The organism is Anaerorhabdus furcosa (genome assembly GCF_900167375.1).
Taxonomy (GTDB): Bacteria; Bacillota_I; Bacilli_A; order Erysipelotrichales; family Erysipelotrichaceae; genus Anaerorhabdus; species Anaerorhabdus furcosa.
The window spans coordinates 15728-31706 of the sequence record NZ_FUWY01000009.1; the positions used below are offsets into that span (position 1 = coordinate 15728).

General features: G+C 31.6%; 19 protein-coding genes and 1 other annotated feature (1 of these 20 only partly in view). Of the genes, 12 read left to right on the top strand and 7 right to left on the bottom strand.

What is annotated here, in order from left to right:
- Nucleotides 1-90 precede the first annotated feature (90 nt).
- Nucleotides 91-654 carry a guanylate kinase gene (gmk, locus tag B5D14_RS11395; RefSeq protein WP_078712761.1) on the top strand — a complete coding sequence of 188 codons (564 nt, stop codon included), beginning with the start codon at nucleotides 91-93 and terminating at the stop codon, nucleotides 652-654.
- A gap of 86 nt (nucleotides 655-740) precedes the next feature.
- Here the strand turns inward: gmk and rpsD are convergent, their stop codons facing one another.
- Entirely contained in the window at nucleotides 741-1343 is a 603-nt protein-coding gene (gene rpsD, locus B5D14_RS11400; protein ID WP_078712762.1) for a 30S ribosomal protein S4, read from the bottom strand.
- 302 nt (nucleotides 1344-1645) lie between these two features.
- On the opposite strand from rpsD, the gene B5D14_RS11405 reads away from it, so the two are divergent.
- The 7 genes from B5D14_RS11405 to B5D14_RS11435 all read left to right on the top strand — a co-directional run bounded on the left by B5D14_RS11405 (nucleotide 1646) and on the right by B5D14_RS11435 (nucleotide 8579).
- A complete protein-coding gene (locus B5D14_RS11405) occupies nucleotides 1646-3376 on the top strand; it encodes a septation ring formation regulator EzrA (RefSeq protein ID WP_078712763.1) in 1731 nt (576 codons plus the stop codon).
- Complete coding sequence (locus B5D14_RS11410) at nucleotides 3357-4502, top strand: cysteine desulfurase family protein (protein ID WP_078712764.1); 1146 nt, start codon at nucleotides 3357-3359, stop codon at nucleotides 4500-4502. Before B5D14_RS11405 ends, B5D14_RS11410 begins: the two co-directional genes overlap by 20 nt.
- Complete coding sequence (gene thiI / locus B5D14_RS11415) at nucleotides 4489-5676, top strand: tRNA uracil 4-sulfurtransferase ThiI (protein WP_078712765.1); 1188 nt, start codon at nucleotides 4489-4491, stop codon at nucleotides 5674-5676. The genes B5D14_RS11410 and thiI overlap by 14 nt, the downstream gene beginning before the upstream one ends.
- Nucleotide 5677: 1 nt before the next feature.
- Nucleotides 5678-5908 carry a hypothetical protein gene (locus B5D14_RS11420; RefSeq protein ID WP_078712766.1) on the top strand — a complete coding sequence of 77 codons (231 nt, stop codon included), beginning with the start codon at nucleotides 5678-5680 and terminating at the stop codon, nucleotides 5906-5908.
- 92 nt (nucleotides 5909-6000) lie between these two features.
- Nucleotides 6001-6357: a GntR family transcriptional regulator gene (locus B5D14_RS11425; RefSeq protein WP_159443801.1), complete on the top strand. Its 357-nt coding sequence runs from the start codon at nucleotides 6001-6003 to the stop codon at nucleotides 6355-6357.
- A 1-nt stretch (nucleotide 6358) separates the two neighbouring features.
- Complete coding sequence (locus B5D14_RS11430; RefSeq protein WP_159443802.1) at nucleotides 6359-7237, top strand: ATP-binding cassette domain-containing protein; 879 nt, start codon at nucleotides 6359-6361, stop codon at nucleotides 7235-7237.
- Nucleotides 7227-8579 carry a hypothetical protein gene (locus tag B5D14_RS11435; protein WP_078712769.1) on the top strand — a complete coding sequence of 451 codons (1353 nt, stop codon included), beginning with the start codon at nucleotides 7227-7229 and terminating at the stop codon, nucleotides 8577-8579. Before B5D14_RS11430 ends, B5D14_RS11435 begins: the two co-directional genes overlap by 11 nt.
- Before the next feature lie 44 nt (nucleotides 8580-8623).
- Here the strand turns inward: B5D14_RS11435 and B5D14_RS11440 are convergent, their stop codons facing one another.
- Nucleotides 8624-9511 (bottom strand): metallophosphoesterase, encoded by an 888-nt coding sequence (locus tag B5D14_RS11440; protein WP_078712770.1) that lies wholly within the window; start codon nucleotides 9509-9511, stop codon nucleotides 8624-8626.
- Nucleotides 9512-9591: 80 nt separating this feature from the next.
- Between B5D14_RS11440 and B5D14_RS11445 the strand changes: the two genes are divergently transcribed.
- Nucleotides 9592-10359, top strand: coding sequence for an HAD-IIA family hydrolase (locus B5D14_RS11445; RefSeq protein ID WP_078712771.1), 768 nt, complete (start codon nucleotides 9592-9594; stop codon nucleotides 10357-10359).
- Between the two features lie 157 nt (nucleotides 10360-10516).
- On the opposite strand, the gene mnmM is transcribed toward B5D14_RS11445, so the two are convergent.
- From mnmM to trhA, 5 genes are read right to left on the bottom strand one after another with little or no spacing between them, the layout of a single operon-like run.
- Entirely contained in the window at nucleotides 10517-11044 is a 528-nt protein-coding gene (gene mnmM / locus B5D14_RS11450; RefSeq protein WP_078712772.1) for a tRNA 5-(aminomethyl)-2-thiouridylate-methyltransferase MnmM, read from the bottom strand.
- Complete coding sequence (gene mnmL, locus B5D14_RS11455) at nucleotides 11032-11976, bottom strand: tRNA modification radical SAM protein MnmL/YtqA (protein ID WP_078712773.1); 945 nt, start codon at nucleotides 11974-11976, stop codon at nucleotides 11032-11034. The genes mnmM and mnmL overlap by 13 nt, the downstream gene beginning before the upstream one ends.
- A gap of 9 nt (nucleotides 11977-11985) precedes the next feature.
- On the bottom strand, nucleotides 11986-12405 hold the full coding sequence (locus tag B5D14_RS11460; protein ID WP_078712774.1) for a hypothetical protein: 420 nt from the start codon (nucleotides 12403-12405) through the stop codon (nucleotides 11986-11988).
- Nucleotides 12406-12448: 43 nt separating this feature from the next.
- Complete coding sequence (locus tag B5D14_RS11465; protein ID WP_078712775.1) at nucleotides 12449-13282, bottom strand: DegV family protein; 834 nt, start codon at nucleotides 13280-13282, stop codon at nucleotides 12449-12451.
- A gap of 11 nt (nucleotides 13283-13293) precedes the next feature.
- Nucleotides 13294-13944 carry a PAQR family membrane homeostasis protein TrhA gene (trhA, locus tag B5D14_RS11470; protein ID WP_078712776.1) on the bottom strand — a complete coding sequence of 217 codons (651 nt, stop codon included), beginning with the start codon at nucleotides 13942-13944 and terminating at the stop codon, nucleotides 13294-13296.
- Nucleotides 13945-14081: 137 nt separating this feature from the next.
- Here trhA and B5D14_RS11475 point away from each other — a divergent pair, with 137 nt between their 5' ends.
- From B5D14_RS11475 to B5D14_RS11485, 3 genes are all read left to right on the top strand, one after another.
- On the top strand, nucleotides 14082-14531 hold the full coding sequence (locus B5D14_RS11475) for a DUF1307 domain-containing protein (protein WP_078712777.1): 450 nt from the start codon (nucleotides 14082-14084) through the stop codon (nucleotides 14529-14531).
- 123 nt (nucleotides 14532-14654) lie between these two features.
- Nucleotides 14655-15158 carry a hypothetical protein gene (locus tag B5D14_RS11480; protein ID WP_078712778.1) on the top strand — a complete coding sequence of 168 codons (504 nt, stop codon included), beginning with the start codon at nucleotides 14655-14657 and terminating at the stop codon, nucleotides 15156-15158.
- 81 nt (nucleotides 15159-15239) lie between these two features.
- The gene (locus tag B5D14_RS11485) at nucleotides 15240-15752 is read left to right on the top strand and encodes a DUF1307 domain-containing protein (RefSeq protein WP_078712779.1); all 513 of its coding nucleotides are present in this window, start codon (nucleotides 15240-15242) and stop codon (nucleotides 15750-15752) included.
- A gap of 44 nt (nucleotides 15753-15796) precedes the next feature.
- Nucleotides 15797-15979: a binding site (T-box leader), on the top strand (it continues 18 nt past the right edge of the window).

Consider the following 15979-nt stretch of genomic DNA (forward strand, 5'->3'; position numbering starts at 1 on the left):
TGAAACCCCACAATTCTAGATGACTTTCGCTTGCTTTAAGCGGTCAATCTTTGTACAATTAATTACATACAAACAAGGAGGGAAGTTAAAGTGAAAAGAGGTCTATTGGTAGTATTGAGTGGTCCAAGTGGGGTAGGAAAAGGTACAGTATTAAAAGAATTTATAGATGATCCTTCTTTGAAATTAGCGTATTCAGTTTCATTAACAACAAGAGAGAAAAGACCAAATGAAGTTGAAGGGGTTAATTATAACTTCGTAAGTCGTGATCAATTTGAATCAGCAATCAAAAATGGTGAATTATTAGAATATGCAGAATTTGTTGGAAATTATTATGGAACACCTTTATCAACAGTAAATAAATTACGTGATGAAGGGAAGAATGTATTATTAGAAATTGAAGTTCAAGGATGTATTCAAGTACGTGAAAAATGTCCTGATGCACTTACAATATTCCTCGTACCTCCTAGCATGGAAGAATTAGAAAAGAGAATTCGTGGGCGCAATACGGAACCAGAAGAAATTGTTCAACAACGTCTTGCGAAAGCAAATCGCGAGTTAGATATGGTAGGTCAATACAAATATGTAGTTTGTAATGAAGATCCAAAACTTGCGGCAGATATTATTTCTATTATCATTAAACGTCATATGGACTAAAGATGCCTTCGGGTGTCTTTTTTTTTTTTTTTTTTTTTTTAAGTTGATTTAAGTAAAAGAAAAACTCGCATATGCGAGTTTTAATGTTATCTGTTGTAATATTCAACTACTAGAAGTTCATTGATTTCAGTGTTTAATTCATTACGTTCAGGAAGGCGTACATAAGTACCAGCTTTCTTTTCTTTGTCAATTGTAACGAATGCAACTGGATTTAATGTTGCTTCTAAAGCTTCTGCGATGCTAGGCATATTTCTGCTAGCTTCTTTAACTTCAATTTTTGATCCAGGTTTAACGATGAAACTTGGAATATCAACTTTTTTACCATCTACTAAGATGTGCCCGTGGTTAACTAATTGTCTAGCTCCGCGACGAGTACGTGCGAAACATAAACGATATACCACGTTATCTAAACGAGATTCTAATAAGAATAAGAAGTTATGACCTGTAACACCAGACATTTTAGTTGCCTTTTTGAATGTGTTATAGAATTGACGTTCATTTACGCCGTACATATGTCTAATTCTTTGTTTTTCTCTTAACTGAGTACCGTATCCGCTTAATTTAATACGTTTAGTAGGACCGTGTTGTCCTGGAGCGTATGCTCTTTTCTTTAGTTCTTCACCAGTTTCTAGAATTGAAAAGCCTAAGCGACGAGACGTTTTCCAAACTGGTCCATTAATTCTTGCCATTTTTATTCCTCCTTGTGTTTTATGGCTAAAACAACAACAGGTACAAATCATCGATAAGTAGTGTGTTTGTATTAGATTCTTTCGCTAATTGCAGCTAGTTACTTGAATCACAGTTATTACTGATACAAACGCGGGTTACTTGACTTTGTAAGCTGCCATCATTTGACGCTTAATAACAATAGCAAATAACCCTATAAAAGTCAATAAAATAAGCATAAAGATGAAAATTTTCAGTAAGTTTTACTTAAATTGTTACATGAACTATGATAGAATGATAGAGGAAAGATTAAAGGGATAAAATAATGGAAGCAGTGTTAAATTTCTTATCAAATAAATTCGTCATTATTGCTTTAGTGGCTTTAATTATAATATTAGTGGTATGGTTTGTGATTAGAAAGATGCAATCAAGTAAACTAAAGAAGCGCTTAAGTGATTACGAAGTACGTTACAACTCGATTAAGAGTGTACCTTTACCTTATAAATTGAATAAAGCGGTTGCGATTGCACGCGTAAATCAAGATGTAATGCAAAGTGTTACCAATTGTAAGGATGATTTTGATTTAGTTCAATCAAACTTAAAACAAATTTCTCAATTGCTTGCGGATACTGAAGATTTCTTATTGATGAATAAGAACAAACAAGTAAAAGAGGGTTTATTAGATCTTGATAGCATGATGGTATTAGGGGAAAAGCAAGTAAGCGAGATGGATGCTTTCCTAGATACAATTCTTGAAAAAGAAACTGCACAAAGACAAGAAGTTACTGGATTCAAAGATAAATTTAGAGAATTAAAAGCTTTTGCTTTTGAAAATAGTTCATCTTTATCATTTAGCTGGAATAAAATTGAAGGTGTTATCCAAGAAACAGAAAAAATGTTTTCTGCTTTTGAAGAGTGGATGTATGCATCTGAATTTGAAAAGGCTAGTGCTAAATTAGAAGAAATTAAGGGCTCTATTATTAATTTAGAATTGTTAATTAATGATTTACCTGATTTATTACAAGAAGCAAGAGGTGTTCTTCCTAATCTTGTTGATGAAGTTGCTCGTAACAATGCTATCTTACAAAAGAAAGGTGTATCTTTAGCTCATCTTGAAATTGAAAAGAATTTAATTGTTATTACTGATGCATTGAAAAATGACTTAGATAGTTTACAAAATGGAGAATGCACAGGAGTTAGCGAACATTTATTAAATTATAAAACTCGTTTATTGCAATTAAATGATCAAATTAGTAAAGAGGGTGTTGCTTATGATGACCTTCAAAATGCAATTAGTGAAGTAGAGAATGTTACAATCCAAACTAAAGAAGCAATTCAATTTATTAATGAAACATTTGAAAAACTCGGTAGTCGATTTGGATGGGGTAATTTAAAAGAACAAATAGCAGAACAAGAAGTAAAGTTCAATAAACTTGTTGAAAAGAAAGAACGTGTTGTAGAAAGTGTTCAACAATCGGATTCATCTTCAGTAGAAAACTTATATTTGTTAAAAGAATTATTACAAGATATCAATGTTTGTCATACAGAAATCGCAAAAATTAAAGAAGTGATGGATAATGCACATAGTGATGAAGAAAGAGCGAAGAAACAATTGCTTAAACTTCAATTAATTATGAATGAAATGCAAGTTAAAATTCGTAAGAATCGATTACCTGCTATATCTGACACTTATAATTCAGATTTAGATAAAGCATTTGATTATATTCGTAGTATTGAAACATTAATTGATGATACACCATTAAATGTACAATTACTAAATGCAACTTTAAAAGATGCAATCGATTATATCTATAAATTATATAACAATGTAAACAATGTAGTTGGTATGGCAGTTATGGTTGAAAATACAATTGTATTTGGTAATAAGTATCGTTCAACTTATGCTGATATTGATTCAGAATTAACACGTGCAGAATTGTGCTTTAGAAATGGTGAATATACGCAAGCTCTAACAATTGCAATTGCAACAATTGAAAAAATTCATCCAGGTACATATGAAACACTAATCAAGGAGAATGCGAAGAGTGCAGCCTAAAATCTACTTCGATAATGCAAGTACAACAGCATTGCATCCAGAAGTTTATGAAACTTATTGTAATTTGCTGAAAACAAAGTTTTACAACAGTGATGCTTTATATGATGCATCGGTCGAAATACAACAAATGATAGAAAAAAGTCGTCTTGCTATTGCAGACACTTTTTGTGTTAGGGCGAATGAAGTACTATTTACAAGCGGAGCAAGTGAGTCGAACAACATGGCAATCAAAGGAATTGTCTTTTCTTCCCAAGATAAAAAACATATCATTACAACACAAATAGAACATTCAAGTGTATACAAAACATGCAAAGAATTAGAAGAAGTATTTGGTTATGATGTTACCTATCTACCAGTAGATAAAGATGGAAAAGTAAGTGCTTCTAGTGTAAGAGAAGCATTAAGAGAAGATACGGTCTTAGTTACGATTATGTATGTAAACAATGAAGTGGGATCGATTCAACCAATTGAAGCAATAAAAGAAATCGTGAAGAAAGAATCACATGCTTATTTTCATGTGGATGGAGTACAAGCTTTAGGAAAAATAGATATTGATACTAAGAATATTGATTGTATAAGTTTTAGTGCTCATAAAATAGAAGGATTAAAAGGAAGTGGAATTTTAATTAAAAAGAGACATGTGCCAATGATTCCGCTTATTTGTGGTGGTCAGCAAGAATTTGGTTTAAGAGGGGGTACAAGTAATGCCTTAGTCCATATCTTGTTTGCAAAGACATTACGACTTGCATTGGATAATCAAAAAAAATATCATGACTTGATTCAAAGTCATCATGACTATTTATTGAATGAATTAAATCAAATAGAAGGTATTTGTATTAATAGTCCCAAGGATAGTGTTATAAATATTATTAATTTCTCATATCCACAAATACCAAGTGAAGTTATGATGAATGCTTTAAATAGTCATGGGGTATGTGTATCTGCACAAAGCACATGTGCTAGTAAACAAGGGCAACCTTCAAAGGTATTACAAGCAATGGGATTTGAACGTGAGCGTGCAAATAGTTGTATTCGTATTAGTATTTCTTATCATACTACGTTAGATGAATGCAAAGAATTTATAAAAATATTGAAAGAGAGTTGTGATAAATATGGTCGTGTATGATACTATTCTAATTCGTTATGGCGAATTATCTACTAAAGGAAAAAATAAAAAGGATTTCATCAATCGTTTATCAAAAAATATTCAAAGAGTGCTAGAAGATTGTCCAGAGTTACAATTTAAAAATACATATGATCGTATTTATATAAAACTAAATGGTGTAGATCCATTTCCATTAACTGAAAGAATTAGCAAGGTTTTTGGTATTAGTTCTTTTTCGTTGACGCAAAAAGTTGAAACAAACATTGAAGCAATTCAAAAGGCATGTCTTGAAATAGCACAAGATACACAGGTAGGTACATTTAAAGTTGTGGCACATCGTAGTGATAAAACATTTGAAATGAAAAGTGATGATATCAATCGTTCAGTTGCAACTGTAATTTTGAAAAATACGGAACATAAAGTAAATGTTAAGACACCTGATTTTAAGTTACATGTTGAAGTAAGAGCTGATTCAACTTACATTACAAGCAAGATTTATCCTGCTGCTGGAGGTTATCCAGTAGGTGTCAATGGTAAAGCGATGCTTTTATTATCAGGGGGAATTGATTCACCAGTAGCAGCATATTATGTCATGAAAAGAGGAGTAGAAATAGAAGCAATTCATTTCTCATCACCTCCTTACACATCAAATAGTGCAAAAGAAAAGGTACTTGAGCTTGCACGTTTAGTTTCAGGTTATCAAGGACGGATAAAAGTTCATGTAGTGCCTTTTACTGACCTACAATTAGCGATATACAAACATTGCAGTGAATCTTATGCAATTACAATCATGCGTCGTATGATGGTTAGAATCGCTGAGAGAGTAGCGCTTAGAAATCATTGCTTAGCATTAGCAACAGGAGAGAGTCTAGGTCAAGTAGCATCGCAAACACTAGAAAGTATGGGATGCATTAATGATGTAATTAAACTACCGGTAATACGACCAGTTGTTACATTTGATAAATTGGAAATTATTGCAAAGTCAAAAGAGATAGGAACTTATGAAACCTCAATTCTTCCTTTTGAGGATTGTTGTACAATTTTCACACCAAAAAGTCCTGTTACAAAACCTCTAATAAGAAGAGCAGAGGAGTATGAAGCACTATTCAACTTTGAAACTTTGATAGAAGAGTGTATACTTAATACAGAGTGTATCGTTGTTAAACCTATCAAAGAAAAGGAGAGTTATTTATAATATGGCAAAAAATATTGATCTTCCTGAGTATGTTGAACTCAAATCAGTAATTGAAAATCGTGATGATTTAAGATTTAGTATCGCAACAAGTGAATTTTTTGAAGTGATACAAAATTCAAATCTTAGACCAGAAAAGAAACTGGATATCTATGATTTAATTTCAAAGTTAAGTAATTGTCATCAACAAGAAAGACTTAAATATTTAAAGAAAATAGGTAAATACATTAAGTAAAATGGGGAAACCCATTTTTTTATTTGACAAAATTAAGATATTAGTGATACAGTTGATACAGATGATACAAATGATACAGAAGGAGAATGTGTATGTTTTTAATTACATTGCAAGGAAATGAACCTATATTTGAACAAATTATAACCCAAATTATTCGGTTTATTGATTTAGGTGTTTTAAATCCCAATGATAAATTACCCTCTGTTCGGATGTTAGCACAAGAATTAGGTATTACACCGAATACGGTTGTTAAAGCATATCAAATTCTAGAAGAAAGAGGTTATGTTTATACATACCAAAAGAAGGGCGTCTTTGTGTGTGGAGATATGAAAGAGATAGATTCTCAACACTTGGAAGCTGAGTTTCTTCAAATTGCAACCATCTGTATGACAAGTGGATTAAGTAAAGAGGAATTAAAGAAACTCATCGATGAAATGGAGGAGAAATAAGATGTTAGAAGTTAAGCATTTATCAAAATCATTTGAGGATCAATTGGTTTTAAATGATTGTAACTTTGTAGTTAAAGATTCGACCATTGTTGGTTTAGTTGGATCAAATGGTGCAGGCAAATCAACACTTCTTAAATGTATTCAAGGCATTTATGATTTTGATGGAGAAATTGCATTTGATGGAGAACTGGTAAAGGAAAATAATAAAGCAAAAGCGAAGATATTTATGATTTCTGATACACAATGGTTTCCTATGAACGCAACAATAGAATCAATGAAGAATTTTTACAAATCGATTTACATATTCGATAACGAATTATTTGAACATTATGTAAAGACGTTTAAGTTAGATACGACTAAGAAGATAAATGAGTTATCAAAAGGTACAATACGATTGGTATCAATAGCTTATGCACTTGCTATACAACCCAAACTATTATTAATCGATGAAGTCTTTGATGGATTAGATCCAAAGATTAGGAAAATATTCAAAGACTGCTTAATTAAGGAAATGGATGAATTGGAAATGTCGGTCATTGTCTCCTCACATGCACTACGTGAATTAGAAGATATTTGCGATGAATTTATTTTTCTAGATAAAACAATTTATACACAAGGTAGTGTACAAGATTTAAAACAAAATTATTGTAAATTACAAGTCATATCTGATGATATGGATAACATAAAATTAATTCTTAAAGAAGAAAACATTTTGAGTTTCAAAAGTTTTGGGAAAGTCAGTGTAATTGTAAGCAAGTACAATAAGAATCAAGTGATTGAAATGATGGAGGAACTTAAACCATTGTTTTATGAATGCTTATCTATAAGTTTCGAAGAGTATTACATGCTAATTGAAAAGGAGGAAGACAATGATAAATAAAAGATATTTTAAGCATCTAGCACTGGAAAATAGAAAAGTATTCTTTATTATTTCCTTATTAATTGCTTTAACATTTTTCATCACTAATACTTTTCTATCCATTGGATATGTTACCATAGGACTTTCTATGATTTCATCTTTATATTTCCTGACTTATATTCATAGTAAAGGAGAATCTGAATTAATGAATTCATTGCCCTTAACTAAAAAAACAATATGGAAAACTAGATTATTCTTTTCTATCGCAATTGTTTCGGCACTAATTCTTTCTTATGCAGTGTGGTTGCTTATATTGGGATGGTTAATCGATGGTTCGGTTATTGTTAAAGGATTAGTTATTGTTATTCCTCTATTGTTAGTAATGAATTTTGTTAACCAAATCATATTTGCTTGGATTATTGAAAAATGTAGAAATAGTGTTGATTCTATATTGGCAATAATTATATTTTCTTTCTTACCTTATCTAATAATGAATACTGCTGGTTATTTTATAAGTATGAATACTTATGTTTTAGAACTAAGTGAATTTATTCCTGATCGAACTTTATCATCAATGGGTTCATTTATGTATGCTATTGAAAAACTTACAGATTATCCACAAAATTTTAATTACATGACGCAAATAAAAATCCAATTTGTATCAATTACTTGTTGGTTAATTGTTGCAGTATTATCATATGGAAATACGATTAGAAATATTGAACGACGTGGTAGTGAGGAAGCAAATAAAAAAACAACAAACATCTTCATATTTCCATTAAGTATACTTGTTGTTACTACATTGTGTTTGTTTACAACGGTTGTTTCTAGAGAATATTTACTTGTAGGTTTGTTGATGAATATGTTTGTGTTTATTGCCTATATGATCGCATTTTGTTTTTATACTAGAAAATTTAGTATCAATAAAAAATTAATAGTGATCTTTTTAGGACTATTATTAAGTGTAAATATATTTCGTTATGTATTTATTCAAACTCAAGGTTTTGGTATTGAAGAATATTTATTAACACGTTGGAATTTTGTTGATGTTATGATTGAAAAAAAGAATCCAAATACAGGTTATACAACAGAATATTGGACAGGAACTGTAACTGATCCTGAAATTATTCGTGAAGTACGTTTGGAGATAAAATCCGTATTAAACGATTTTTATGGAGAAGATGGTGAATTTGGTATCAACCAAGATACATTAAGTGAATTACCAGTGCTTACTTATGGTTTTTCTAAGAAAAGTGACACTCATATTATTACAAATTTAAATATTGAAAGATTTGATGAATTAGTAGCTTTAATGGAAAGTAAAGGATATAAAAAAAATCTGTTGGATTATCGCTATAAGTAGTGAAATAATAAAAAAGATGAGTAGTTTGCTCATCTTTATTTTATCTATTCAGTTGTTGGAGTAGGCGTTGGCTCGATAGTTTTCTTTAATCGATAGACAACTACCTCAGCATCAGATAAGAATCGAATGTCCATTTTTGTTGTTCCAATACCATTCATAACATCAAGAACAAATTGATCGTTAATCTTATACTTGCCTTTGTTGTAGATTTCAGCATAAGGAGCAGTGTAGAAAGCACCGATGATTGGAAAATAAACTTGCCCCCCGTGGCTATGTCCAGATACTTGCAGATCAACCAAGTCAGGTGTTAAAGAATCAGCTATATCTGGTGTATGTGACACAACAATGTTGAAACTATTTGGAGATACGGTTGCAAATGCTGTATTCAAATCAGGTATACCTAGTAATTGACTATCTAGTCCAATAAGATTAATAGCTTCTGAACCTTTGTTTCGAATCATGATTGAACGATTTGTTATGATTTCAAAATCGGCACGATGCAGGACTGAGGATATCATTTCTTTTGTTGTTTCTGATTCTAAATCATGATTACCTAAGACTGCAAATTTACCTAAAGGTGCTGATATCGATTTAAGTTGTTCTGTAATTTTTTGTAGTACTTCCTCACTTGGAATATTGTTTGATGGATGATCAAACAAATCACCCACAAACACAACGATGTCTGCAGAAGTATCATTGATTAGTTGAATGACTTCATTAAAGCGTATTTCATCCATAAAATTATTATAATGAACATCTGAAAAGAAAAGAATGTTTACGTCGTTTAGTTGAGTAGGGATTTTAGTGGAACTTATAGTTTCATAGCGCACTTTAAAACGACTAGGAGCCACATAGAATGTATCATAATATAGTCCACCAATTAAAAATACCAATAGTGTGAATATAAGTAATATTTTTTGCCAAACTTTCATTGTTACCTCAATTCTTAAACTGTCCTTTTAAAAAGACTGTCTCTATTATATACTATTTGTGGATATGTGAGGATGGTAATATGGATAAAAAATGTTATTTTATTGATTTAGATGGGACAATGTATTGGGGAACAAAGGTAATTGATGGAGCAATTAAATGGATTAATTATCTCTTGGATAATCACATTGATTTCTATTTTCTAACAAATAATTCGTCAAGAACACAAGAACAAGCTTGTCAACATATGCAAAAAATGGGATTTACAGGAATTAAGCCTCATCATTTTTATACATCGGCTATGGCTGCAGCGGAAAAGATTGCACGTGATTATCCAAGTAAAAAAGATGCATATTATATTGGGGAAGAAGGACTAAAACAAGCTTTAATTTCTAATGGATTTACGATAAATCCAGAGAAAGCGGATTTCTTATTTATTGGCTTGGATCGTCAAGCTACCTATCAAGATTATTCGTATGCAGTAAGACTTGTAAAAGATGGTTGTAAGCTTGTAGGTACAAATAATGATCGCCTTTTGTTATCTGAAAAAGGGGTAAATATTGGCAATGGTAGTGTCGTGGCAATGTTTGAGTATGCTACAAGTAGTGAAGCGATAAAAATAGGAAAACCACACAATGCAATCATTGAAGGAGCATTGCGCTACGCAAAAGTTGCTAAAGAAAATGCTGTAATTGTAGGCGATAATCTTGAAACTGATATTTTATGTGGTAACCAAGCAGGTATAGAAACAATCTTTGTAACAACAGGGGTTCACAATATGGAAGATTGTTATAAGTTGGATATTAAACCAACCTATATTGTGGCAAACCTAAAGGGTTTAATTGATTAATTCACATAATTTACCATATTCTTAACAAATTACAACGATAGAATTAAGGTATAGTATAGTCATCAAGAGGAACACTCTTGAGGTGCAATATTCAAATATCCCCTAAATGATTATTGTACATACATTCTATCCCCTTATATAAAAAGAAATAGAGCCGTTAGGCTCTTTTTCTTTTTGTACATTCATAAAGTATAGGTGCATTCTCATAATTATTTTGATAGGAAATTACTTCAAACGATTTGGATAAAACCCAATTCTTAACTGCTTCATGCTCTTCGCGACCACCTGGATGACCAACATAACAAGCAAGCATCATTTTACCATTCTCTTTTAATAGGCTATAAGATGATTCAAGTGCTCTTATTGAAGATTCAGGTTTAGTTACAATAAGAGAATCACTTTTAGGTAAATATCCAAAATTAAAGATAATGACATCGACTTCAATATTTAAGTTTTGTATTTCTTCATGACTTGCATGATACAATGTTAAATTAGAAAGAGTGCTGCATCTTTTTTTAGTGTTTTCAATGGCATCCAGTTGAATATCATACGCATAAACATGACCGCAATGAACACAAAGAAAGAGAGTATCATTACCATTTCCTGCAGTTGCATCAATCGCAATCATTTCTTTTGTTAAATATTCTTTGAGTAAACGATGACATGTGGTGTTTATATTTTCCATGATGAGTTCATTCCTTGTGTCAAATGTTCACGAGCCATTTTTTTATCAATTTCATTTAATACAATTGTTTTCTTCAAAGTCCACGTGGGAGTAATTAATTCTTCTTTAATGGCATCGCCCGTAAGACGTTGAATAATAATGGATGGATTTAATACTTGCAGTTGCTCACAAACGATATCCACGTATTCATCTAATGTTAAAACGTGAAATGGAAAAGCTTCAAATGATCTGGCTAACTGGGTATTTTTTGTGATATGAAGCATATGAATTTTTACTGCATCAACATTTAAATCATTACATACTTTAGCAGTTTCAATCATCATTTCTTTTGTTTCGTCTGGTAAACCATTGATGATGTGTACACAAACTTTACAATTTGTTTTCTTGATACGCTTGATACAGTCTTCAAACTCATCAAAATTATGCCCGCGATTAATTTTTTTTGCGGTTAAATCATAACGACTTTGTAGTCCTACTTCTATCCAAATTTCTTTCTTGTTTGCACATTCATTTAGAAAATCTAATTTCTCTTGTTCAAGGCAATCTGCACGAGTACCTATAGCTATCGCAACCACTTCATCTAGTTCTAAAAAAGGTTGAAAGCATTCTTTGATTCTTGCTAAAGAACCATAGGTATTTGTATAGGATTGAAAGTAGGGGATTGTTTTACTATTTGGCCACTTTTTCTCCATTACTTGTTTACCTTGCTCGTATTGATGAAGTAAATCCATGCTTGATGGTTGAGTGAAATTTCCACTACCTACATCATTACAAAAAGTACAACCACCAATACCTTTAGAACCATCGCGATTTGGACAAGTAAATCCAGCGTTGAGGGCAACTTTATAAACTTTTGAATTGAATTGATGACGTAAATAATAGTTCCAAGTATGGTATCGTTTGTTATCATCAGAAAAGATAAATGAATTCATAATTTCTCCTTACTTTAGATCATCATACGCTAGATTAAGTTGACCTAAATTTGTTAATAGTGTATCTAAAATTACTTGAGCATCTTCATATTGGCTTGAACATTCGGTAATTACTTTATCTTTGCTATTAAATTTACAAGTAATTGTTTTGTCATCTTCGATGATGGTTAGTAAATCTTTATTAAAATTTATTTCGAAAGTTGCACCACTATAAGCAAGTGTGTCACATTGGGCAATAGTCGTTGACCAAATTGTATCGTGATTAAAATCAAAGGAATCATAGACACCTGTCATCCATTGATCCAATGAGCATATGTTATCTTTACATTGATAATCAAGTTCTTTTAGCTTATTTACGATGGCTTCTTTGGAATTACTACAAGCAGTTAGAAAAAGAATTGAAACAAGAATACATATTTTCTTTATCATAAATTCACCTCCAATAAAGTATAACAAAAAAAGAATAGGGTTACTATTCTTCGATTGCTTGAATTGCGATACAATAGGGTCCACCTTGTGTAATAAATGCACAAGATAATTCTAGAATTTCAACGATACTTGAAGGAAACTTTGTTTGAATTAACTTCATGATTTTATGAGCTTGCTCTTCAGCGAAAGCATGAGAGATATAAAATCGAGGTGTATTCAATTTAGCTTCAGCTAAAGCTTCAATAACTTTCTTTACTGCTAAATCAAAGGATCTTGCAGTAACAAATTTATCAAGACGACGTCCATCAGGTGTTTGTCGTACAACAGGTTGTAATTTTAGTAGACCACCAATTTTTGCAGTTAGTGGGGTACAACGTCCACCGCGTTTAAGATAATCAAAGTCTTGAGGCATTAAGAAGGATTGTGATGAATCAATTTTTGGTTGTATCGTTGCACAAATTTCATCAAGTGATTTTCCATCATTAATTAATTTTAAAATCAAATCAACTAAATAGCGATGTGGTCCACACAATGTTTTTGAATTAATGACACGAATGTTTTCAGCGTGATCTAATTCTTGAACAGCTGCACAGGCAGTTTGATATGTCCCAGATAAACCATCAGCCATACATAATAAAAGAATTTCATCACCACGGTGAGCATCAATTGAATTAAGAATTTCACCAATGGTTGGTTGTGAAGATGTAGGAAAGTCACCTTTTTGAATTAATTTTAAGAACTCAGATGAATTTATTTCTACAAATTCGTGATAAGAATGGCCTGCGATAGTAACGATAAGGGGATTAACTGTAAAGCCTAGTTCTTGGGCTATAGTTGGTGTATAAAGACAGGATGAGTCAGTAATTAAATGGATCATAAGTGACCTTTCTATGCAATAAAGAATGCAATAGCCAAGAAATGAAAGAATGTTCCAAGCAGAATGAAGATATGAAACAATTCATGAAAACCCCATAAGGTATTCAAATTTGGCTTTTTAATAATATAAATAATAGCACCTATAGTATAGGAAAGTCCACCAATAGCAATCAAAATTAGACAATTTGTAGGCATTGCTGAAAATCCTTGCCAATAGAAGACGACAGCCCAGCCCATAATTAAATAAAGTAACGTATAAAGAAGGCGAGGTGCATTTAGCCATATGATTTTTGTAATGATACCAAACAAAGCGATACCCCAAATAACTGAAGTAAAGATAAGTCCTGCAGGAGGAGCTAAATAACCAATTGCAATGGGTGTATAAGTTCCTGCAATAAGAACATAAATCATGGAATGATCTAGTTTTCTAAACAGTGTTTTTCTTTTTGAATCATTGGGAATGTAATGATAATAACTTGAAGCGCTATATAAAGCTATCACGGATAAACAAAATATAAGTGATATAACATGTATTGTGATGTCTTTTTGATTAGAATATGATATAATTTGTAATATTACTAAGTAAATGACACCCAAAACAGCCCCAATAAAGTGGGTATAACTGCTCATCGGATCTTGAGCGTTTCTAAAAAATTTCAACATAGAACGAACCTCCATCATCTAGTTATAATAACTAGATGATTTTATTTTATCATGTTTTAAGTAAATTTCAAGTGAAGTGAGAAAACTTTACATTCATTTTTCTTACTGTACAATGAAGATAAGTAAAGGAGTATTTCATGAAAAAAATAGGATTTTGTATATTAATAGTCATGTTATTGACTGGATGTGCGAATGCGCCAAAAGAAGTAGGAAAAACAATGACTTGTAAACAAGATGGGGAAGTAGTAAATATAATTGTAATTTTCACTACAAATAAAGATGATGAAATAATTTCTTCATCAGTGAATACGACAATTAAATTGAATACACCAGAGGATGCTATTGTATTACAGGCATCACTACTTCAACAAAAATTAGATTTTGAAGGTATTGAAGGAATTAAGTTTGATTACGATATTAAAGATAATCAAGCAACTATTATTGGTGAATATGATATTACAAAAATAAGTGCTGATGTTCTACCTCGCATTGGATTCACTGATGATTTAAAAACAAATGGTAAATTTAAAACTGACAAGTTTAGTGAACTATATGAAGAAGTTGGTGTTGCTTGCATCGTAGAATAGACTTTGATTGAAATCAATCAAAGTTTTCTTTTGCGAAAATTTAGGATTTTGTAAGAAATAAGTAAGAATTAATTTTTCCTAAATTGATAAAATCAAGTTGGCTAGTAAAGCCGGAGGAAGAAAATGAAAAAAATTTTATGTATGAGCTTAGCTCTTTTATTAGTTGCAGGTTGTTCAACTAAACCAAAACCTGAAGCAACTCCTGAAGTAACACCAGATACAACTAACCCAGCAACACCAAATGAAACTAAAGCTACTGCAATGGTATGTGGAGTCAATTCTAGTAATGAAACAATTACATCAACCTTTAAACTTGAAAATGGGAAAATTACTTCACTTGAACAATCAATTACGTATGCAATTGATGCGGATACAGATGTAGAATCTCTTAAGAAATCACTTGAAGACGATAAAGCTACAATGAGTTCGGAAAAAGGAATTACCTATAATATTGAAGAAACTGAAAAAGAAATCATGACAACAATTACATATGATTTAAATGAAGTTAGTGAAACTATTTTAACAACACTTGGATTAACGGAAGATATGAAAGTAGATGGTAGTTTTGATGCTTCTAAAGTTAGAGAATTTATGATTAGTAATAACGCAATGTGTCAAGAATTCTAAATTCTTTAGGAAGTCTTAAGTTTTAGAAATGATAAATCGTTGTATAATTCATCTTGCGTTAAGCAAAAGGAGAATTTCAAAATGAAGAAAATATTTTTAGGACTAATGGCATTGGCATTAATTGCAGGATGTTCAACAAAACCTACGGAACCTACACCTACAGCTACACCAAATGCTACTGTTACACCAGAAACAACACCGAATGCAAATCAACCAGCTACAGGTGATGTGCTACTTGCGTGTGAAACAGTTTCTGACAATGATACAATCGTTGTAACATTAAATGGTACAGATGGAATGGTTACAGAAATTACACAAGAAGTTAGATATGGTCTTACTGCAGATCGTGATGCAGAAACAATCAAAAAATCACTTGAAGCTGACAAAGAAGCGAACAAAAATATTGAAGGTGTAACATTTGTTGTTGAAGAAACAGATGCTGCAATTATTCAAAAAGTAACGTATCAACTAGATAAATTAGATGCTGATATGATTGCTAATGCTGGACTTGAAGGTCTTGCTAATGCTGATGGTAAATATGCTTTAGCAGATGTTCAAAAAGTATTTGAAACAAGTGGAGCTACTTGTAAATAGTTTACGTAAAAAGAATTGACACTCTACATCAAATTCGATATGATTATTACGCTATGAAACGGAGTAGTAGTTAGATATCGATTGATAGAGAGTCAAGGGTTGGTGAAACTTGATAGTCGTGACTAGTGAACTCACCGTAGAGCTGAATCTGATTAAAAGGATTCCGTAAGATCTGCGTTAAAGAAAAATTGAGTGCATGATTTATCATGAACTAAGGTGGTACCGCG